We start from the raw sequence: 20,421 nt of genomic DNA, 5'->3' as shown, positions 1-20,421 counted from the left end.
ATCCCTGCATGATAAGCCCAACGCTGGCGGGACGGCCACTGCAACACACGGATCAGTGGTTGATGCGTCGATTGATCACTGACGGTGCCCGACGGTAGCGGTCGTCCTCGCCCAAGGATTCCGCCTCGAACGGATCGGCACCTACCGGCGTATCGCCGTGCCGACGATAGAGGGCCGTCAACATTGCCTTGCGATCGGTACGCAGCTCCTGCACCAGCACCACCACCATGAGATACAGAATGAAGGTGAACGGCAGCGCCGAAAGCACCGCGGCGGATTGCAGACCGGTCAAGCCGCCTGAAGCAATCAGGGTCAGGCAGATCGCGGCGATCAATACCCCCCAGGAGATACGCTTGTACAGCGGTGGATTGATCGAGCCATTGTCGGTCATCTGCGAGACGATGTAGGAGGCCGAATCCGCCGAGGTGACCAGGAAGATGAAGATCAGCAACATGGTCACGCTGGACAGCACCGTCGAGAACGGCATCAGGTCGAACATTTCGAATAGCGCCACGGTGATGTTGTCCTGGGTTGCAGCGGCCAGGCCGGCATCGCTACCCAACTCCATGTGCAGTGCCGCTCCGCCGAAGACGCCGATCCACAAACAAGCCAGCAGCGGCGGCATGATCAGCACCCCGAACACATATTCTCGAATCGTCCGGCCACGGGAGACGCGGGCCACGAACGTGCCGACAAAGGGCGACCAGGCAATCACCCACGCCCAGTAGAAAACGGTCCAGTCACCGATCCAGCTATTGTCGCTGAACGGCGAGATACGCAGGCTCATGCCAATCATGTTCTGCAGGTAGTCGCCGATCCCCAGGGTGATCGTTTCGAGGATCGCCAGGGTCGGCCCCGTGAACAGCACATAAGCCATCAAACCGAGACACAGCGCCAGGTTGAGATTGGATAAACGCTTGATGCCCTTGTCGAGCCCCGACCAGGTCGAGGCCATGTAGGCGACGAACATGCAGGACAGAATAATGAACTGCCACAGCGTATTCTCGGGGATCCCGAAGACGGCATTGAGTCCGCCATTGACCTGCAAGGTACCCAGCCCCAATGAGGTGGCCACCCCCATGACCGTGGCGACCACGGCAAAGATATCCAGGGCCGGGGCATAACGCCGGGCATTGGGATACTTGGCGGTCATCGAAGAAAGTACCGAGGAGACCAGCCCCGCCTGCCCCTTGCGAAACTGGAAATACGCAATGATCAGGCCGACCACGGAGAACGCAGCCCATTGGTGCACGCCCCAGTTGAAATAGCTGTACTGGATGGCGTAACGGGCGGCGGCTTCGGTTTCCGGCTCGCGGTCGCCGAAAGGCGGTTCCATGTAGTGCATCATCGGCTCGGCCATGCCGTAGAACACCAGCCCCACGCCGAAACCCGCCGCCAGGAGCATGCTCACCCAGGAAAAGAAGCTGTAACTCGGTGTACTATCCTGCGGTCCCAGGCGAATCTTGCCGTATTTGCTCAGCGCCAGCCCGAACAGAAAGATCACAAAGCCAAATACCGAAAACAGGTAGAACCAGCCGAAGACGTGAATGGTGCTGCTCAGTGCCGCTTCCGCTGCTCCACCGAACTGCTCGGGGAACGCTGCGCCAATCGCTACCAATGCCACGATGATCGCGGCGGAAATCCAGAAAACTCGATGCCCTCCAGGCTTGGCCATGTCGACTCCTTGTCATATGTCCAAAAAGATAGAGCGTAGCGCATAGTCAGCAGTAACACTGGCCCCGAGGAGAGGCAATTAACGATACGAAACAATACATTCGGCCGATTATGCTGCCTCGGAGTGTTTGCAACACTGGCACTTCGCCCCCATAGCGTTGAAGATAGTTCGAAAGCAGGCTAAATATTTCATTCCATAGGTACGCCATGAGCCAACTCTCCTCGACACGCCTTTCCGTCCTCGATCTCGCGCCGATTCGCGAGGGGGGCAGCATTGCCGATACCTTCCGCGAGACAGTCGACCTGGCTCAGCAAACGGAGCGCCTCGGCTACACCCGATTCTGGTTGGCCGAGCATCACAATATCGATGGCATCGCCAGTGCCGCGACCGCGGTCTTGATCGGCCATGTCGCCGGCGCCACCGATCGCATCCGGGTCGGCAGCGGCGGCATCATGCTGCCCAATCACCCCCCGCTGGTCATTGCCGAGCAGTTCGGTACGCTGGAAACACTCTATCCAGGGCGCATCGACCTAGGGTTGGGGCGTGCCCCCGGCTCCGATGGCGCGACCATTGCCGCCATGCGCCGGGATCCACGCTCAGGGGTCAACGACTTCCCCGACCAGGTCGCCGAACTCCAACGTTTTCTCGGCGAGGCCGAGCCGGGACAGCGGGTCAAGGCGGTCCCCGGCCAGGGAACCCATGTTCCGCTGTGGCTACTCGGTTCCAGCGGGTTCAGCGCCCAACTCGCCGCCCGCCTGGGGTTGCCGTTCGCCTTTGCCGCCCAGTTTGCGCCGGGTTACCTGTTCGAGGCGCTACGGCTCTATCGGGAGCAGTTCCGCCCCTCGGCCGTGCTCGATGAGCCGTATGCGATGGTGGGCATGCCCGTGATCGCCGCCGACAGTGATGCCCAGGCCCACTACCTTGCCACCACCGCCCAGCAGAAATTCCTCAACTTGATCCGTGGCAAGCGGACCCAGTCGCTGCCGCCGGTCAACGAGCTCGATTGGACGCCCATGGAACAGGCCCAGGTCGACCAGTTCCTGGGCGCCGCCGTGATCGGTGGGCCCGATACGGTCCGGGCCGGACTGGAGGAATTTCAGGCGCGCACCGGCGCCAATGAGTTGATGATCAACTCCGATCTCTATTCGCACGAGGACCGGCTCCGCTCCTACGAGATCGTCAGCGAGGTCTGCCGGGGATGAGTGCCTACCTCGACCGGGCCGGCATCGTGTCCGGTCTCAAGCGCATGGCCCCGCTGTCGCTGTTCGTGATCGTGTTTGGGCTGGCCTACGGTGTGGCCGCGCTGCAGAACGGCCTGTCGGGGCTGGAAACGCTGTTGATGAGCGCGCTGGTCTTTGCCGGCGCGTCGCAGTTCGCCGCCATCGACATGTGGGGGCCCGGGATTCCGCTGGTCGCGTTGATGGCCACGACATTCGCCATCAATGCGCGGCATCTGCTGATGGGGGCGGCGCTCTACCCCTGGCTCCGCGGCCTTCCCGCCCGTCAGCGCTACGCCAGCGTCCTGGTGATGAGCGACTCCAACTGGGCCATGGCCGCAGCCGACTATCAGCGGGGCGAATCGAATGTCGGCATACTGGTCGGCGGGGGGATCGCCCTGTGGGTGGCGTGGATGATCGGCACCCTGCTCGGCGTGGTGTTCGGTAGCGGTATCTCTGATCCCGAGCGCTACGGCCTCGACGTGATCATGGGCTGTTTTCTGCTGTCGATGCTGGTCGGCAGCAAGCGCGACCTGTCCATCCTGCTGCCCTGGGGCGCGGCAGCACTGGCGGCGTTGGCCGCCATGCATTGGCTACCGCCACATTCTCACGTGATCGTCGGAGCGCTGGCAGGGGGGCTGGTCGGGTTGCTGCTTCCTGGCAAGCCTGCTGAACAGGAGGCGTCGGCATGAGCCTGTCCTCCCCGTTGCTGGGCTCGATCGTCGCCATCCTGCTCATGGCGGTGGTGACCGCACTGACCCGTACCGGCGGATTGCTGGTCATGTCACGCGTGCCGATCGGGCCACGGGTCGAGCGCTTCATCAATGCCATGGCCGGCTCGGTGCTGGTGGCCGTGATCACGCCCATGGCGATCGAGGGCGATTGGGGGGCACGCATGGCCCTGCTCGCCACCCTTGGAGTCATGCTGGTACTGCGCAAGCCATTGCCGGCCATTGCTATGGGAATCGCCACAGCGGCCCTGTGGCGATTCTGGATCGGCTGACGCTCAGAGCTGAGTCAGACGTTCGGCGATGCGCTGCTCGAGCTGGACCTGGTCGTCGGCAAAGCGGCGAATGCCCTCGGCCAGCTTATCGTTGGCCATGGCATCCTGGTTATGCTCCCAGCGGAACGTCGATTCGTCGATGGGCGTAGGACGTTCGCCTGCGGCGGGAAAATCGACACGCTTGTCGACATCGCCCTCCTCGGCCGCGAGCTCCTCGAGCAGCGCCGGTGAAATAGTCAGGCGATGGCAGCCTGCCAGGGCCAACACCTGGCCGGTAGTGCGGAAACTCGCACCCATTACCACCGTGTCGTATCCGCCACGTCCGGCACGCTCGCACACGCCGCGGACGAAGACCACACCGGGATCCTCGTCGGGGGCATAGTCCTTGCCGGTCTCCTTCTTGTACCAATCGGTGACGCGACCGACGAACGGGGAAATCAGGAACACCCCGGCATCGAAGCAGGCCTGGGCCTGGGCGTCGCTGAACAGCAGGGTCAGGTTGCAGTTGATGCCCTCTTTCTCGAGCTGCTCGGCCGCGCGGATGCCTTCCCACGTGGAGGCCAGCTTGATCAGGACCCGCTCGCGGCCGATGCCGCGCTTGTCATAGAGCTCGATCAGCTCATGTGCCTTGCGGATGCTGGCGTCCGTGTTGAAGGAGAGCTTGGCCGCCACCTCGGTGGAGACGCGCCCGGGGACCAGCTTGGTAATCTCGCTGCCTTTCATCACGGCGAGCCGCTCGACGGCGTGATCGACCTGATGCTGTGCATCGCCACCTTCGCGCTTGACCGCAGCCAGCTCCGTATCGATGAGCTCCTGGTAACCCGGCAGATCGAAGGCCTTGAGCAGCAGCGACGGGTTGGTGGTGGCATCCTGGGGCTGATAACGGCGGATGGCATCGAGATCGCCGGTATCGGCCACCACCAATGAGTGGCGTTTCAGGGCGTCGAGTCGTGTCGTCATGGTCACTCCGTGGGGATCCTGTTCGTGTCGAGTCTGCCGGATATCTCGTGGCGTGGGTGAGTCTGCCGATACCGGCCATGAAAGTCATCATAGGCGGTACAAGATCCGGAACGAAGTGGCCGATGCGTGTTCCAATCGACAAGACCCTGAGATGGCTGCCATCGGGCAGTCAGCGTGCCTATCGGAGCTTGATATGATCGATCGCAACCGCGACCCTCACCGCAATCCTGCCTGGCAGGCCGCCCAGCAATGGCGGGAGCGGGCGCGCCAGGACCGCTTCCGGGGGCGAGCCAGTGGGCTGCGTCTGGCTGTGACCTGGCTGCTGTTCGGCATATTGATGATCGTCGGGACCCTGCTCGGCCTGTTTTTCTTGCTCGTCGGCTGGGCGATGCTGCCTTTTCTTCGCCACCGCATGAAAAAGCGCATGGAACGGATGCGTGCCGGACAAGCCCAGGATATCGATGATGGTTTCACTGCTTCCCGACACGCTGGCCGCCAGCATGTGTTGGAAGGGCACTACGAAGTCAAGCAGCGCGACACCGACCCCCGATTCAAGTGATCCGTTACGTGTAGGTTCACAGGGCAGTGCAGGCTTATCGATCTCGAAAAAAAGGCCCACCTAGGGGATAGGCGGGCCACAAGATGGATCTAACAGGGGTGCACCGCTAGCGATGCAGCAATGAAGCGTCTGGTTGGTCATCAGACGCCTTAACGATACGAGCCCAGCATCCATCTAACCAATTTATTGGTTAGATATACCCGATAGACGTTTCCAATCCATGCTGCGAGACAATTGTGTGACGCGACCTCGCAATGGCTTGACCCCGAGGCAACCGACCACTAGGACTTAATAGACTAGGCAACGCTGGCTGGCGTTGCCCTGAACCCACCGATCTGTAGGATAGGGAGAGCGCTCATGTGGACTAAACCGGCTTACAAGGACCTGCGTCTTGGCTTTGAGGTCACACTGTACATTGCCAATCGTTAAGGCGATGCCAATCGGCAAGACGAAGTAAACGCAAGAGACGCTCCGCTTAGCCGGAGCGTTTCTGCGTATGAACCGCCAGGGAAGGCGTAATCGGCAGGAGAGTCACCGGCTATCCACCGCGCTGGTGACAACCTTGCTTAGCGACAAGGAGAGACGGCATGCATGTAGTGGTTCTGGGTTCGGCGGCGGGCGGGGGGTTTCCGCAGTGGAACTGCAACTGCCATAACTGCTTGCGTGTGCGCCAGGGTGATTCCGCCCTGACGGCTCGACAGCAATCCTCGATCGCCATCAGCAGCGACGGCGAGCGGTGGCTCCTGTGCAATGCCTCACCGGACATTCGCGCCCAGATCGCGGCCACCCCCGAGTTGCATCCTCGCCGCGGCCCTCGCGATACCGGCATCGCCGAGGTGCTGCTGATGGACGGACAGATCGATCATGCCAGTGGCCTGTTGTCATTGCGCGAAGGCTGCCCATTCGATGTCTGGTGCACGCCCAATGTGCATGAGGATCTGAGCAGCGGCTTTCCCCTGTTTCCGATGCTCGAACACTGGCAAGGCGGGCTCAGCTGGCAGCGCATCGGCATCGACCAGGAGCATCACGACGCTCGCTTCGAGGTCCCGAGCTGTCCCGGTCTCGTTTTCACGGCAGTGGCCTTGACCAGCAATGCACCGCCCTACTCCCCTCGGCGCGGCTCCCCTACGCCAGGAGACAATATTGGCCTGCTGATCGAGGACACGCGGGACGGGCGCTCACTGTTCTATGCGCCGGGCTTAGGGTTGGTCGATGACGAGACCCGCGCCTGGCTGGCACGTGCCGATTGTGTGCTGGTCGATGGCACCTTATGGCACGACGACGAACTGCAGCGTGCCGGTGTCGGCCGGGCCACAGGACGCGACATGGGCCATCTGGCCCTGGCGGGTGAGCATGGCCTGCTCGAGACCTTGGACGCCCTGCCCGAGTCGACTCGGCGCATTCTGATACACATCAACAATACCAATCCGATTCTCGATGAAGGTTCCTCCGAGCGAGCCGAGCTACGGCGTCATGATATCGAGGTCTCCTACGACGGGATGCGAATCACGCCCTGACCCACACGCGCAGCGAGGCCGATCACTCAGCGCCAATGACTTACTGAACCGGGAACAAGACATGCCATCACTCGCATCGCCGCTACCGGCCGATTCATCGTTTCCCGAGATGGCCCTCGACCGCGAGGCATTCCGGGCAGCGCTTCTGGCCAAGGGAGAGTATTACCATATTCACCACCCCTACCAGGTCGACATGGCCGAGGGCCGCGCCACCCCAGAGCAGATACGCGGCTGGGTGGCCAACCGTTTCTATTACCAGATCATGATCCCGCAGAAGGATGCCGCGCTGCTGGCCAACTGCCCGGACGCCGCCACGCGGCGCCAATGGGTACAGCGCCTGCTCGATCATGACGGCTACGGCGACGATACCGGCGGTATCGAAGCATGGCTGGCCCTGGGCGAGGCCGTCGGTCTCACTCGGGACGAGCTCAACTCGCAAACGCATGTGCTGCCCGGGGTACGTTTTGCCGTCGATGCCTATATCAATTTCGTGCGGCGGGCCGACTGGCGCGAGGCCGCCATCTCTTCGCTCACCGAGCTCTTTGCCCCCCAGGCCCACCAGAGCCGACTGGATACCTGGCCAACGCACTACCCCTGGATCGACGAATCCGGCTACGGCTATTTCCGCAAGCGTCTCGGCGAGGCACGACGCGATGTCGACCACGGACTTCAGTTGGCACTCGACCTGTGCACGACGGCAGCCGCCCAGCAGCGCGCACTCGACATTCTTCAATTCAAGCTCGATGTGCTGTGGAGCATGCTCGATGCCATGACCCTGGCCTACCAGCTCGATCGCCCGCCCTACCATAGCGTGACGGAACAGCGCGTCTGGCACCGGGGGCTGTCATGAACGCAAGCGCCGAAGACCATATCGTATACCGGCTACGCCCGGGTTGGCGTCTACAATGGGAGGAAGCCCAGGGCCGGTACGTCCTGCTCTATCCCGAGGGCATGGTGCAGCTCAACGACAGTGCGGGAGCGATACTCTCGCATCTCGATGGCCAGCGAGATGTCGCTGCCCTGATCGATGCCCTCAGCCAGCAATATCCCGAGGTACCGGCCGACGCGCTCGGCCACGATGTCCGCGAATTCCTGACCGATGCCTCACAACAGGGCTGGATCTACCATGACTGACCTTGCCCAACCGTCGGCAGCTCGCCCCGACGTGGGTGACATGGGCACCGGCGCCCCTTTGTGGATGCTTGCCGAGCTCACCTATCGCTGTCCGCTGCAGTGTTCGTACTGCTCGAACCCGCTGGATTTCGCCGCCTACCGCGACGAGCTCACCACCGAAGAGTGGATCGAGACGATGCGCCAGGCGCGCGCCATGGGCGCCGTGCAGCTCGGTTTTTCCGGCGGCGAGCCCCTGGTGCGCCGCGATCTGGAAACGCTGGTGCAGGAAGCCCGTCAGATGGGCTTCTATACCAACCTGATCACCTCGGCACAGGGACTCGATGAGACACGCATCGAGGCGCTGCGCGACGCCGGGCTCGACCACATTCAGATCAGCTTGCAGGCCGGTGACCCCGAGATCGCCGCAGCGGTGGCCGGTTCGCCCAAGGCCCATGCCAGAAAACTCGCCATGGCCCGGGCCGTCAAGGCTGCCGGCTATCCCATGGTACTCAACGTCGTGCTGCATCGGCACAATATCGACGACCTCGATGCCATCATCGCCCTGTGCGACGACCTGGGTGCCGATGCCGTGGAACTCGCCAATTGCCAGATCTACGGCTGGGCCCACCTCAACCGCGAGGGGCTTCTCCCCAGCCGCGAACAGCTCGAGATCGCCGAGGCCACTACGGCGCGCTGGCGTGAACGCCTGGCCGAGAAGGGGCGTGACATGCGACTGTTGTTTGTGGTGCCCGACTACTACGCCGAGCGTCCCAAGGCATGCATGGGCGGCTGGGGATCGATCTTTTTGACCGTGGCGCCGGATGGGGCTGTCCTGCCCTGTCACAGTGCGCGCATGTTGCCGATGGATTTTCCCAATGTGCGCGATCAGCCCTTGGAATCCATCTGGTACGACAGCCCGGAATTCAATCGTTTTCGCGGTGATGCCTGGATGCCCTCGCCCTGCCGGGAGTGCGATGAGCGACACACCGATTTTGGCGGATGCCGCTGCCAGGCCTACCTGTTGACCGGCGACCCCACGGCCACCGATCCGGTCTGCGAACTGTCTCCCGATCATCACCTGATCGAGGCAGTTCGCGATCAGGCGGCCGCCGACCACCGCCAGGCCGTCGCGTTGACGCCACGCAACGTGCATGAATCTCGCGTGTTCTGCCGCGAATGAGCGAATCGACGCCTGACGAGGCTGCTGAAGAAGCGGCGCTTGCCGAAGCGGCGCGCCCGGCCGACGGCCTGGCTGACCTACGTGCCGACGAGACCGGCGCCTACTGGCTGGCCGCCGATGCAGAGACAGGCGCCCGGCGGCTATGGCACTGGCACGGGGGCCAGGCACACCCACTCACGCCGACCACGCTCGATGTATCGAGTCGGGTCAACGGCTATGGTGGCGGAGCGCATGCCCGCCTGGGTGAGCATGCCTATTTCGTGGCTGGAAGCGACCAGACGCTTTATCGCGTCTCGACTGACTCGTCCGCCTCCATGCCGCACCTCGAGCGTTGGTGGAACCGCGAAGCGAGTCGCTACGGCGGCCTGCTTGCCGACCCCGTGCGCCATCGCCTGCTCGCCGTGGAAGAGACCGGTAGCGCACGCGAGGCAAGCCAGGCCCTGGTGGCCCTCGATGCGACAGGACGGCGGGTCATAATGGCGGGCAGCGATTTCTACGGCGCGCCGGCGCTCTCCCCCGATGGCCAGCGACTGGCCTGGGTCGAGTGGCAATTGCCTCACATGCCCTGGCAACGGGCCCGCCTATGCATCGCCGACCTGAATGACGCAGGCGATGTGATCGGACACACCGTGTGGGACCCTGGCGCGGCGGTGACGCAGCCACGGTTCCGGCCCGATGGACAATTGGTTGCCCTGAGCGACCATGGCGGCTGGTGGCAGCCTTATCGGATCGAGGACGGCACAGCCCATCGAACCGGCACAAGCGATGCCGATCATGCGCCAACCCCCTGGCAATTGGGCGAATGCCATCACGTCTGGCGGCGCGATGGGCCCGGCGTGCTGGTGCGCTTCGTGGAGGGAAGCGCCACCCTCTGGCAAGTAAGTGGTCAAGGGCACGATGAACGCCGGCTGCTACCCGATTCGACGCGAATCGTGGGGCTGGCCGAGGCCGATGACTGGCTCTATGCCATCACCCAGGGGCCGGCCCATGCCGCCCGGCTCGAGCGTATCGCGCTGGCAGGACCAGAATTCGGGAGCGAATCGCCCGAGGTGCTTCAGGCGCTGCCCACCGCTGGCGATCCCCCTGTGCCGCATACCGTCACTGCCGCGATATCGCCTGACGAAGCGACCTCGGCCTTCGTCTATTTTCCCGATACACCCGATGCCGGGCCCGCCCCGTTGATCGTACGCGTTCATGGCGGGCCGACGGCGGCCTGTTACCCGGTCTTCGACCCGCTGGTGCGCTGGTGGGTACGGCAGGGCTATGTCGTCGCCGACCTCAACCCGCGTGGCAGCGGGAATTTCGGCCGCGCCTATCGTGAGCGCCTCGCCCGCGGGTGGGGGCGTCTCGATGTCGAGGACAGTGTCGCCCTGGCCGATGAACTGACCCGGCGCGGCATCGCCGACCCCCAGCGTTGCTACATTCGCGGCCAGAGTGCTGGCGGGTTCACGGTGCTCAATGCGTTGGCCGGAAGCGACCGCTTCAGGGCCGGCGCCAGCCTCTATGGGGTCACCGATGCACAGCGTCTTGCCAGCCAGACCCATCGCTTCGAATCGGGGTATCTCGACTGGCTGCTCGGCGATGACGACGCCAAGCGACGCATGAGCCCCATTCACCGCCTGTCGAGTTTTGCGGGCGCGGTCATCTTCTTCCAGGGCGAACGCGACAGTATCGTGGTACCCGAGCAGACCCACGCCATGGCCGAGGCCTTGCGGGAGCGCGGACTGACGGTCGAAGTGGTACTGTTTACCCATGAGGGGCATGGCATTCGTCATCCCGATAACCGGCGCCGCATGATCGCCAGCGAACTGGCGTTCTTCGCCGTCCACGCTAGCGAGACAACATGCACGAAATGACCGGCCTTCCTGCCCTGCCCGAAGGCAGCCGCCTGCTCGAACGTCGATTGCAAAGCGGCACCCGCCTGCTGGCGGTGGAAATGCCCAGTGCGCGCCAGTCGCGTCTGGTCGCCGCAGTCGGGGTGGGCTATCTCGACGAACCGGCCGAGTGGCCGGGCCTCGCCCATCTCCTCGAACATGCCCTGTTCCTGGGCTCGGCACGCCATCCTGAAGCCGGTGACTTCGCCGCCTGGGTGGCTGAACAGGGCGGTCGTTATAACGCCCATACCGACGAGTACGTCACTGACGTGCATGTCACGCTGCCCCCGGACAGTGCCGAGACTGGGGTGAACCGCCTGGTCGAGCTGATGGTGCATCCCCGGTTGGCCGCTTCGAGCATCGAAAGCGAAATCGCCGTGATCGACGCCGAGTTTCAGGCCCGGCTTGCCGACCCTGACCTTCACCGTCAGGCCGCTCTCGGCCTGCTTTGCCATACCGATCATCCCGCCCATCGGTTGCATCACGGCCACCGCGGCAGTCTCGAAGGCGGCCTCCAGCAATGCGCCGACGCCCTCACCGCCTTCCATCGAGCCCACTATCGAGCCGAGCGGTTCAGCCTGGTGCTGCTGGGCCCTCAACCCGCCGAGCGCCAGCTCGAGTGGCTCGCACATGCCGCCACGACGATTCAACAAGGAACCGCGCCCCATCCCGAGCGTCACTGGCGCTGGGCACCGCCTGCCCGGATTCAGTGGGGGCTGCCCAATACGCAAGCATCCCAGCCGATGCTGGAACTCATCTGGCCCTTATCCGAACCGCTCAGCGAAGAGCAGTACCGAAAAGGGGCGCGCCTGGCGGCGGCGCTCTGTGATGGGACGCTGGCCGCCACCCTGCGCCAGCATGGTGCCATTCTTGACATGGACGCCGTGCTGCGGATCGATGGAACGGCCCCGGTCGTGGCCTTGACCCTGACGTTGACCGTTGCCGGCCTGCGTCAGATCGAACCGGTCCTTGCTACCTGCCAGGCTCGGGTGGCACACCTCTCATCGCATTTACCGGCAGCCATGCCTCGTCCTGACGAGCTCGATCTCGACCGCTGGCCCCGGCAGGCAGCCGTACGCCTGGCCCTGGCAGACAATCAAGCGTCAGCCAACCTGGCGGGGATACCTACCGATAATGCGTTCGCGGCTGAACGTTGTCGCGTACTGGAACCGATGCCCGCAACGCATGCTTCAATCGACGTGAACCCCGAGACCGGTACACGTCTGCGCCGGTTGTCGCCTGATGTCGATGCCGCGCCCTGGCCCGTGTCACTGTCGCCTATCCTGGACAAGCGCCACCCCATCGCCCAAGGAGCAAGCGACCCGGCCCCCTGGCACGAGACGAGTGAGCGTCAACGCCTTTGGTGGGGCAGCGAACCGGTCCTGGACGAGGCGTTCCTGGGTATCGCCTGGCCTACCTCGGCTATGGATCAACCCGACCGAGTGGCGCGCTGGCTACAGCGCACCCTGGCGCTGCGTCAGGCGGCGCGTCATCAAGGAATCCAGTTAACTCTGGGCGGAGACGGCCATGGCGACTGGCTGCTCGCCTGGGGCGACGCCGAGCGGCTCGTTTCCGGACTCGAACAGGCCGTTGCCGCCTGGCCTCGCCAGGCCGACGAAGCGCTGAGAAGCACCGCGCATGCCGATATCCCCTCGCACGGCCTTCTCGCCCAGCGCCTATTGGCACAGCTGGATTCCCAGCCGCTGCCAGCATACACGCTTTCTGGCACCGCTCTTGAGTCGGCCCTGCCGCAGCAACTGGCCTGGGCAGGTGGCAATCAGAATGCCGAGACGGCGCTGGACGCCGCCAGGGCACTGCTCGCCTCCCTGCCCGACCCCGTGGCATTTGGCGACCCCAGGGCATCCCGTTCTGCCAGTCACCCGGTCTCTGAAACAGCGATAAGTGAATGGCCGACCCAATGGCTCGCTGCCCATGACGGCGACCGGGCCTTGATGCTGCAGGTCGATGCCCCCGATGCCAGCGCAGAGAGTCGTGCGCTGTTCCAGTTACTGGCCCAGTGTCACGACGCCGCGTTTTGCCACGAGATGCGTCAGCAGCGTCAATTGGGCTATGCCTGCGCTGTTCGTTACCGAGAGGCCGGCGGCTGGCCGCGGATCGGCTACGTGGTGCAGTCCCCTGGGGCCGATATCCCTGAGCTGCGTCGCGCCATCGTCGACTTCGTCGTTCAGCAGGGTCCTGCGCTGGCACGCCTGGCGCCAGAGGCGTTCATCCAGCGCTGCCGCTGGCTCAGCGTCAGCTGGGGCGCACCGGAAACCGAGCGCGAAACGCGCCTGAGGCTATGGCACGCCGTACGACAGGGCAGCGCGCCGCAAACCCCATGGCTGGCCGAGCAGGAAGCGCTTGCCAGCCTGGCCCCCGACGCCCTGGCTCGGCTTGGCGAACAGCTCGCCGAGGGCACCTTGACCGGCCAATGGTGGGGGCATGCTCCGGCACGTCGGCGTTGGGAATGAAAAAACCCGAACGCACGGCGGCGTTCGGGAAATGGAGAGGCCGCCAAGAGGACCAGGAGTCACCTTATTTCGGTCAGGGACGCGTCAGGATTCCAACGATTCGTAGGGGAGCCCCACGTAGTTTTCGGCAAGCGTCGTGAGCCCTGCCTCGGATGAAGTGACATAGTCGAGTTCGGCCTGCTGCATGCGACTGTCGAAGTCCGCGTGATCGGAGAACGTGTGCAGGATCGAGGTCATCCACCATGAGAATCGCTCGGCCTTCCAGATACGCTTCAGGCAGGTCTGAGAATAATGGGGTATCAGGTCGGTGCGCCCTTCCTGATAGACCTTGACCATCAAGCGATAGAGCGTATTGACGTCACTGGCTGCCAGGTTGAGTCCCTTGGCGCCGGTAGGCGGCACGATATGCGCCGCATCCCCGACCAGGAACAGGCGGCCATACTGCATGGGTTCGACGACGAAGCTGCGCAGCGGCGCGATGCTCTTCTCCAGCGAAGGGCCGGTGACCAGCTTGGCGGCGATATCCTCGGGTAGGCGCCGTTTCAGTTCCTCCCAGAAACGCGCGTCAGACCAATTCTCGACCTTCTCGTCGAGAGGTACCTGCACGTAGTAACGGCTGCGAGTTTCGGAACGCATGCTGCACAGGGCGAAGCCGCGCTCGTGACGCGCGTAGATCAGCTCGTCGGAGACGGGTGGCGTATCGGAGAGCAGCCCCAGCCAGCCGAAGGGATATACCTTTTCGTACGTCTTGATGCGCTCCGCCGGAATCGACTGGCGAGACACACCATGATAGCCATCGCACCCGGCGATATAGTCGCAATCCAGGCGTACCGTTTCACCGTCTTTTTCAAAGGTGAGGTAGGGCCGGTCGCTATCGAGCGCGTGCGGCTGGACGTTGTCGGCCTCGTAAATCGTCTGGCCACCGCTGGCCTCACGGGCGGCCATTAGATCGCGCGTGACCTCGGTCTGGCCATAAACCATGACTTTCTTGCCGCCCGTCAGTTCGGCAAGGTCGACGCGTACGCGGCGATTGTCGAAAGCCAGGGAGAAGCCGTCATGCGGCAGGCCCTCGGCATCCATCCGCTCCTCGACACCCGCCTCACGCAACAGGTCGACCATACCCTGTTCGAGGACGCCCGCGCGGATACGGCTGAGCACGTATTCGCCGCTCTTGCGCTCCACGATGATGTTGTCGATGCCCTGGCGTTGGAGCAGCTGACCGAGCAACAGGCCGGAAGGCCCGGCACCGATGATGGCGACTTGGGTTCGCATGGCTATGCCTCGTGACTTGCGATCATTCCTTGTATTTTTCTATGTTTCGCAGGGCGAAATAAGGCATATTGCCGCTGAAAACTTGGACTTTTACAGGATCCAGAATCGACTTTAGTCGTAACGAAAGGCCACCATGCTCACTCCCCATTCCGACACGGTGCCGGTCTTCAAGCTGTACGGCGAGACCCGCCACTGGCCCACCCCCGATCTGCTCCATTGCGAGTCGATCGCCGAGCGTAGTCGCCGCCATGATTGGCATATCCGAGCGCATCGCCACGCCGACCTGTTGCATATACTGCATATCGAAAGCGGCGAGTTGACGCTGGAAATCGAAGGCAATCCTCAGCCTATCGCGGGGCCGGCATTGATCGTGATCCCGGCCATGACCATCCATGGGTTTCGTTTCTCGCAGTCGATCCAAGGGCATATCGTGACCCTCGCCAAACCGCTGGTGGAAACGCTCAGCCAACGCCTCGGCCCAGCGTCGATGGGACTTGGCAGGCCCGCCTTCCATGAGCTTACCCGCGAAGGTGATGCAAGGCGGGTCGCTCAGCTCATTGCCCAGCTGCATGATGAGTATCGCTACCCGGCTCCGGGGCGCGACCTACTGCTCAATGCACTGCTCGAGGCCTTGGCGATCCATCTCATACGACGTACCGATACCCGCCGTCAGGTGAGTGCCAAGGCAATCAATCCGACGGGTCGCGGCCAGGCCCATTTGAACAATCTGCTTTCACTGGTCGAGGCCCAGTACCGCGAGCAGCCCTCCGTCGAGTCGCTGGCGGCGCAACTCGGCCTGACCAGCGCGCATCTCAATACGCTATGCCGCCGTCTCGCCAGCCGTAGCGCACTGCAGATACTCCATGAGCGACTGCTGCTCGAAGCCAAGCGTGAACTGACCTACACCAGCATGACGATCAGCCAGATCGCCGATACCCTCGGCTTCTCCGAACCCGCCTACTTCACTCGCTTTTTCAAGCGTCACACGATGTTGACGCCGAAGGCGTTTCGCCAACGTCATCTGGAGCGCCGGGCGACAGGCCGCCAATAAAAAACCCCGCAGCGTGACGCCACGGGGCAAGTAGCCGATTGCAGAGGCCGTGCCTACAGGAGGAACATCGTGGTCAGGACCGGGAAGGCCACCAACAGCGCCAGGCGAATGAAATCCGAGACGATGAATGGCGTCACGCCCTTGAATATCTCGCCCAGTCCCACGTGCGGAGCCATCGCCTTGATCACGAACACGTTCATGCCCACCGGGGGCGTGATCAGGCCAAGCTCCACCGTGAGTACGGTGATGATGCCGAACCACACCGGATCCACGCCCAGCGACTGGATGATCGGGTAAACCACCGGCACGGTGATCACCAGCATGGCGATCGAGTCCATGAACATGCCGAGCACGAAGTACAGCAACAGGATGCACAGCACCACCACGATCGGGGCGAGATCCATGCCGTAGAGAATATCGCTGATCGAGAACGAGATCCGCGATACCGAGATGAAGTAGCCCAGCGTCTCGGCCCCCACCAGCATGAAGAACACCACGGCGGAGAGCGACAGCGTCTCCTGCACGCTGCGCCACAGCCCACCCCAGCGCATGCCCTTGACCAGGGCGTAGAGCAGCGTGGAGAAGGCTCCGACGGCGGCGCCCTCGGTCGGGGTAAAGACCCCGAAGTAGATCCCCAGGATCATCACCAGGAACACGGCGAAGAACGGCACCAGCCCGGTCATCGAGCGGAACTTCTCACCCCATGAAGTGGGCTCGCCGGCCACCGCCAGCGACGGCTTCAGGCGCATCACCACGCTGACGGTCAGGGCATACATCACCAGGCCCATCAACCCCGGCACCAGGCCAGCCATGAACATGTCGCCCACCGACTGCTCGGTAAGGATGGCATAGATCAGCAACGCGATACTCGGTGGGATCATGATTCCCAGGGTACCGCCGGCCGCCAGGGCGCCGGTGGCCAGGCCACGGTTGTAGCCGTAGCGCTCCATTTCCGGCAGGGCGACTCGGGTCATGGTGCTGGCGGTGGCCAGCGACGAGCCCGAGATCGCCGAGAAGATGCCGCACGAGCCCACCGCAGCGATCGCCAGGCCGCCCTTCCAGCCACCGCAGATCACCCGGGTGGAATCGAACAACTTGCCGGCCATGCCCGAGTGCGCCGCGAGCACGCCCATCAGGATGAACATCGGCACGGCGCTGAAGCTGTAGTTGGACAGCACCTCGACCGGTACCGACTTGAGCATCGAGATGGCCGCGCCCCAACTGATCACCTGGGAGAAACCGACGATGCCCACCAGCAGCATCGTCAATGCCACCGGTACACGCAGCACCATGAGCAGGAGCAGGCAGCCCAGGCCCACGGCGCCGATCATTTCACTCCCCATGGGCTTCTTCTCCTTCGACGCCGAAGACAGCGCTCAATACGGCATGGATCAGGCTACGTATGCCTAGCAACAGGCCAAGGCACGCGGCCAGATAATAGATGGGGCCCATCGGCAGGCGCAGGTCCTGGGTCACTTCGCCATGACGAGCGGCCGCCCCGCCGGCATCGATCAGGCCGATGAACAGCACCAATCCCAAGGCGGCGAATCCCAACAGATAGACGCCATGCAGGCGGGCCTTGATCGATGACGACAGGCCATGCGAGAAGGCCTCGACCACCACCTGGCTGCGCTCCACGTTGGCTGCCATGGCAGCCAGCAGCGAGAACAGCATCAGGTAGCTGACCAGCTCGACACTGCCGGTCACCCGCAGGGCGATGGCGCCTTCGGTCAGTCGATAAAGATAACGGGTCCCCACGTCGGTAATGGTGACCGCCAGCAGCGCCACGAGGGCGATGCCGGCGATGACGCGACACAGGGTGGCCAGTACGAGACCGGCCTGTTCGAGCCTGGCTTGCATCATGCCTGCCCCTTAACTGGCCGGGCAGGATTGACGCGCCTCGAGGGCCGCATCGTAGACGTCGCGAGCCTGGTCGAGGCCGCGCGCTTCAAGCTCGGCAAGATAATTGTCGATTCCGTCCTGTAGCGGCTGCTGCCAGTCCGGGTTCTCGAGCGGATTGTCGATGACGCGGATGGTATGACCGGCTTCCTCGGCTTCCTGCTTGCCGGCCTTGTCGAGTCCATCGAACACATCACCGGCGACCTCGGCCCACTTCATGCCGGAGTTGGCATCGATGACCGCCTGCTGTTCTGGGCTCAACCTGTCGTAGGTACGCTGGCTCATGGTCGCAACGAAGATCAGCGAGTAGAACGGCACTTGGGTGTGGTATTCGGCCAGCTCGTTGAGACGGAAAACCTTCATGCCTTCCCAGGGGAAGCTCAGGCCATCGATGACGCCGCGCTGCATGGAGGTGTAGATATCCGGCGCAGGCATGCCCACCGGGCTGGCACCCAGGTTCTCGAGGATATCGCCGGCCACCGCGGTGGGCCGACGGATGCGCAGGCCCGCCAGGTCGGACGGGGTCTGGACATCGGTATCGGTGGTGTGGATATAACCCGGCCCGGTCGTGAACATATAAAGCGGTCGGGTGTTGGCGTATTCTTCAGCGAGGTGACCATCCTCATAGAGGCTTTGCAGGATACAGGCCCCCTGGCTGGCGGAATCCGAGACGCCGGGAAGCTCGACGATCTGCGAGAGCGGGAAGCGACCTGCGGTATAACCCTGTGCGGTGATACTGATGTCGGCGATACCGTTCACGGCAGCCTCGTAGAGGTCATCCGGCTTGGCCAGGGTGCCGGAGGGGAAATTCTCGACACGCAGCTCACCGCCGGACTCCTCCTCGACGGTATTGGCCCAGGCTTCGAAGATATCCTGATTGATACCTGACGCACCTGGCCAGAAGTGTGCCATGCGCAGGGTCGTTGCCGCTTGCGCCGATGACAGGGTGGCACTGGCAATGGACAGCGCCAGTAGGCAGCGGGTCAGTTTGGTAGTCATGGGATTCCTCCGGCCGGTCGTAGCGTTCTCGATACGCCTTAATTGTTCGCATAGAGAACATGCGTTCGTTATACAGAGACGAACATAAACCAGCCGGAGGCTCAGCGAAAAGCGACCTTAGTCTAAGCTTCGCTACATACCTTTACCCATCGCTCTCTTGACGCAGGGAGTCCTCGGCGCCGGCCCCCTGAGCTGCGGCCAGAAATGCCGCTGCCCGCTCATGGGGAGGCCGGCCGAGAAGACTGACGCCAACGAACAGGCCGCTGGAGACAACGATGCCCCAGATGCCGGCAGGCAGGCCCAGCACGGCATTGCCGCTGGCGTAGACGAACAGCACGAACAGGCTGGTACCGATGATACTGACCAGCGCACCGGCGGCCGTACCGCGTTGCCAGAAAAACGCCCCGATGATGGCCGGCACCATCGAAACCAGCCCCGATGATGCCGCCACCGAAAGCATGGCGATCAAGTCGAGTTCGAGTTCGGCAAAGCCCAGCGCCACCAGGGCGATGATGGGGATCACGGCCTGACCGGCGCGCAACTGCCGGGTCTCGCTGGCACCGCGGAGGTGAGCGTAGACATCGCGGGACAGCATCGAGGACAGCGTCAGCATGATCGAATCGATGGTCGACACGGCGGCCGCCATGATGCCGATCATTACCACCACGCCAAGGATTGGCGGGACGTAATGCGACCCCAGCAAGGTGGGCGTTGCCAGGTCTGCCCGTTCCAGCCCCGGAAAGGCTGCCAATGCAGAGAAGCCCCACAGGACCGAGACCAGCGTATAGACGAAGCCGAAGACCAGGAAACCGATCAACATCTGTCGCATGGCTCGCATCGACGACGGCATGAACAAGCGCTGGCTGACCTGCGGATTGGACACGCTGAAAAAGAACCAGGGTATCGTCAGTCCCAGAAACGTGACGAAGCTGAACAGGCCACTGCCCGGTACGGCAAGCGACTCGGGATGCTCATTGGCCAGGGTATCGAACAAGGCGCCGAAGCCGCCCAGCCCCTGGATGACCAGCCATGCCACCAACGTGGAGACCACGATCATCACCAGCGCCTGTAGCGAGTCGGTCCACATCACCGAACGGATACCTGCAATGAATGAGAAGGCGATCGCGATGGCGGTCGCCAACACCACCCCGGTCGAAAAGCCGATGGCGCCCTGGGTGGTCCCTTCGAGCAGGTAACCGACACCCGCCAGCTGAACCGCTGCATAGGGAATCAGAAAGACGCAACTGGCCAGGGCCACGGCCATGGCCACGGGCTTGCTGGCATAGCGGTAACCCAGCATCTCGCTGGGCGTGATGAAGCCGAAGGCCTTGCCCACCGACCAGAACCGCGGCCCGAAGACAGCCACCAGCGACACCCCCGCGAAATAGACGATCTCGAAGCCCAGCGCCCCGACCCCACCGGCATAGGTCAGCCCGGCCAGGCCCACCATCATGAAGGCACTGTATGTCGTGGCACTATAGCTCAGCGCCGAGACGACGCCGTTCATCTGCCGGTTACCCAGAAAATAACCGGCCATATCGGGGGCCCTGGCCTGCCGGGAAAGCACGGCGAGCAGCAGGGAAATGGCCAGGTAGATCACCACCGACCACCAGATGAGCGAGGCACTCATG

Annotated in this window: 19 protein-coding genes; 12 read left to right on the top strand and 7 right to left on the bottom strand. The window is 63.2% G+C overall.

The genetic code is table 11. The annotated features are described in order from the left end of the window. Window positions 1-52 precede the first annotated feature (52 nt). Window positions 53-1,675, bottom strand: coding sequence for a BCCT family transporter (locus JH15_RS08515; protein WP_043529410.1), 1,623 nt, complete (start codon window positions 1,673-1,675; stop codon window positions 53-55). A 206-nt stretch (window positions 1,676-1,881) separates the two neighbouring features. On the opposite strand from JH15_RS08515, the gene JH15_RS08510 reads away from it, so the two are divergent. Genes JH15_RS08510 through JH15_RS08500 form a run of 3 tightly spaced genes read left to right on the top strand, consistent with a single transcriptional unit; the run spans window position 1,882 to window position 3,895 of the window. Further along, window positions 1,882-2,877 (top strand): LLM class flavin-dependent oxidoreductase, encoded by a 996-nt coding sequence (locus tag JH15_RS08510; RefSeq protein ID WP_043529408.1) that lies wholly within the window; start codon window positions 1,882-1,884, stop codon window positions 2,875-2,877. Beyond that, window positions 2,874-3,584 carry an AzlC family ABC transporter permease gene (locus tag JH15_RS08505; protein WP_043529406.1) on the top strand — a complete coding sequence of 237 codons (711 nt, stop codon included), beginning with the start codon at window positions 2,874-2,876 and terminating at the stop codon, window positions 3,582-3,584. The genes JH15_RS08510 and JH15_RS08505 overlap by 4 nt, the downstream gene beginning before the upstream one ends. Continuing rightward, on the top strand, window positions 3,581-3,895 hold the full coding sequence (locus tag JH15_RS08500) for an AzlD family protein (RefSeq protein WP_043529404.1): 315 nt from the start codon (window positions 3,581-3,583) through the stop codon (window positions 3,893-3,895). The genes JH15_RS08505 and JH15_RS08500 overlap by 4 nt, the downstream gene beginning before the upstream one ends. Window positions 3,896-3,898: 3 nt before the next feature. Here the strand turns inward: JH15_RS08500 and tal are convergent, their stop codons facing one another. After that, entirely contained in the window at window positions 3,899-4,855 is a 957-nt protein-coding gene (tal, locus tag JH15_RS08495; protein WP_043529402.1) for a transaldolase, read from the bottom strand. A gap of 193 nt (window positions 4,856-5,048) precedes the next feature. On the opposite strand from tal, the gene JH15_RS08490 reads away from it, so the two are divergent. From JH15_RS08490 to JH15_RS08460, 8 genes are all read left to right on the top strand, one after another. Next, complete coding sequence (locus JH15_RS08490) at window positions 5,049-5,414, top strand: hypothetical protein (RefSeq protein ID WP_043530562.1); 366 nt, start codon at window positions 5,049-5,051, stop codon at window positions 5,412-5,414. 357 nt (window positions 5,415-5,771) lie between these two features. Further along, entirely contained in the window at window positions 5,772-5,843 is a 72-nt protein-coding gene (pqqA, locus tag JH15_RS17765; protein WP_081949007.1) for a pyrroloquinoline quinone precursor peptide PqqA, read from the top strand. Window positions 5,844-6,001: 158 nt separating this feature from the next. Beyond that, on the top strand, window positions 6,002-6,931 hold the full coding sequence (gene pqqB / locus JH15_RS08485; RefSeq protein ID WP_043529400.1) for a pyrroloquinoline quinone biosynthesis protein PqqB: 930 nt from the start codon (window positions 6,002-6,004) through the stop codon (window positions 6,929-6,931). Between the two features lie 61 nt (window positions 6,932-6,992). Further along, a complete protein-coding gene (gene pqqC / locus JH15_RS08480; RefSeq protein WP_052383981.1) occupies window positions 6,993-7,781 on the top strand; it encodes a pyrroloquinoline-quinone synthase PqqC in 789 nt (262 codons plus the stop codon). Further along, window positions 7,778-8,065 (top strand): pyrroloquinoline quinone biosynthesis peptide chaperone PqqD, encoded by a 288-nt coding sequence (gene pqqD / locus JH15_RS08475; RefSeq protein WP_043529398.1) that lies wholly within the window; start codon window positions 7,778-7,780, stop codon window positions 8,063-8,065. Before pqqC ends, pqqD begins: the two co-directional genes overlap by 4 nt. Then, the gene (pqqE, locus tag JH15_RS08470; protein WP_081948950.1) at window positions 8,058-9,224 is read left to right on the top strand and encodes a pyrroloquinoline quinone biosynthesis protein PqqE; all 1,167 of its coding nucleotides are present in this window, start codon (window positions 8,058-8,060) and stop codon (window positions 9,222-9,224) included. The genes pqqD and pqqE overlap by 8 nt, the downstream gene beginning before the upstream one ends. After that, window positions 9,221-11,080, top strand: coding sequence for a S9 family peptidase (locus JH15_RS08465; RefSeq protein WP_052383980.1), 1,860 nt, complete (start codon window positions 9,221-9,223; stop codon window positions 11,078-11,080). The genes pqqE and JH15_RS08465 overlap by 4 nt, the downstream gene beginning before the upstream one ends. Beyond that, a complete protein-coding gene (locus JH15_RS08460; protein WP_043529396.1) occupies window positions 11,068-13,569 on the top strand; it encodes an insulinase family protein in 2,502 nt (833 codons plus the stop codon). Before JH15_RS08465 ends, JH15_RS08460 begins: the two co-directional genes overlap by 13 nt. Before the next feature lie 84 nt (window positions 13,570-13,653). On the opposite strand, the gene pobA is transcribed toward JH15_RS08460, so the two are convergent. Beyond that, complete coding sequence (gene pobA, locus JH15_RS08455; protein ID WP_043529394.1) at window positions 13,654-14,841, bottom strand: 4-hydroxybenzoate 3-monooxygenase; 1,188 nt, start codon at window positions 14,839-14,841, stop codon at window positions 13,654-13,656. 133 nt (window positions 14,842-14,974) lie between these two features. Between pobA and JH15_RS08450 the strand changes: the two genes are divergently transcribed. Further along, complete coding sequence (locus tag JH15_RS08450) at window positions 14,975-15,892, top strand: helix-turn-helix domain-containing protein (RefSeq protein WP_043529392.1); 918 nt, start codon at window positions 14,975-14,977, stop codon at window positions 15,890-15,892. A 53-nt stretch (window positions 15,893-15,945) separates the two neighbouring features. Here the strand turns inward: JH15_RS08450 and JH15_RS08445 are convergent, their stop codons facing one another. The 4 genes from JH15_RS08445 to JH15_RS08430 form a co-directional block, all read right to left on the bottom strand. Next, window positions 15,946-17,235 carry a TRAP transporter large permease gene (locus JH15_RS08445; protein ID WP_043529390.1) on the bottom strand — a complete coding sequence of 430 codons (1,290 nt, stop codon included), beginning with the start codon at window positions 17,233-17,235 and terminating at the stop codon, window positions 15,946-15,948. Continuing rightward, a complete protein-coding gene (locus tag JH15_RS08440; protein WP_331280868.1) occupies window positions 17,225-17,755 on the bottom strand; it encodes a TRAP transporter small permease in 531 nt (176 codons plus the stop codon). The genes JH15_RS08445 and JH15_RS08440 overlap by 11 nt, the downstream gene beginning before the upstream one ends. Window positions 17,756-17,764: 9 nt before the next feature. After that, on the bottom strand, window positions 17,765-18,790 hold the full coding sequence (locus JH15_RS08435; protein ID WP_043529388.1) for a TRAP transporter substrate-binding protein: 1,026 nt from the start codon (window positions 18,788-18,790) through the stop codon (window positions 17,765-17,767). Between the two features lie 142 nt (window positions 18,791-18,932). Beyond that, window positions 18,933-20,420, bottom strand: coding sequence for a sodium:solute symporter family protein (locus JH15_RS08430; RefSeq protein ID WP_043529386.1), 1,488 nt, complete (start codon window positions 20,418-20,420; stop codon window positions 18,933-18,935). Between the last annotated feature and the right edge of the window lies 1 nt (window position 20,421).

Origin of the sequence: Litchfieldella xinjiangensis (assembly GCF_000759345.1) — a bacterium.
GTDB lineage: Bacteria > Pseudomonadota > Gammaproteobacteria > Pseudomonadales > Halomonadaceae > Litchfieldella_A > Litchfieldella_A xinjiangensis.
This window is presented reverse-complemented; position numbering and strand designations above follow the sequence as displayed.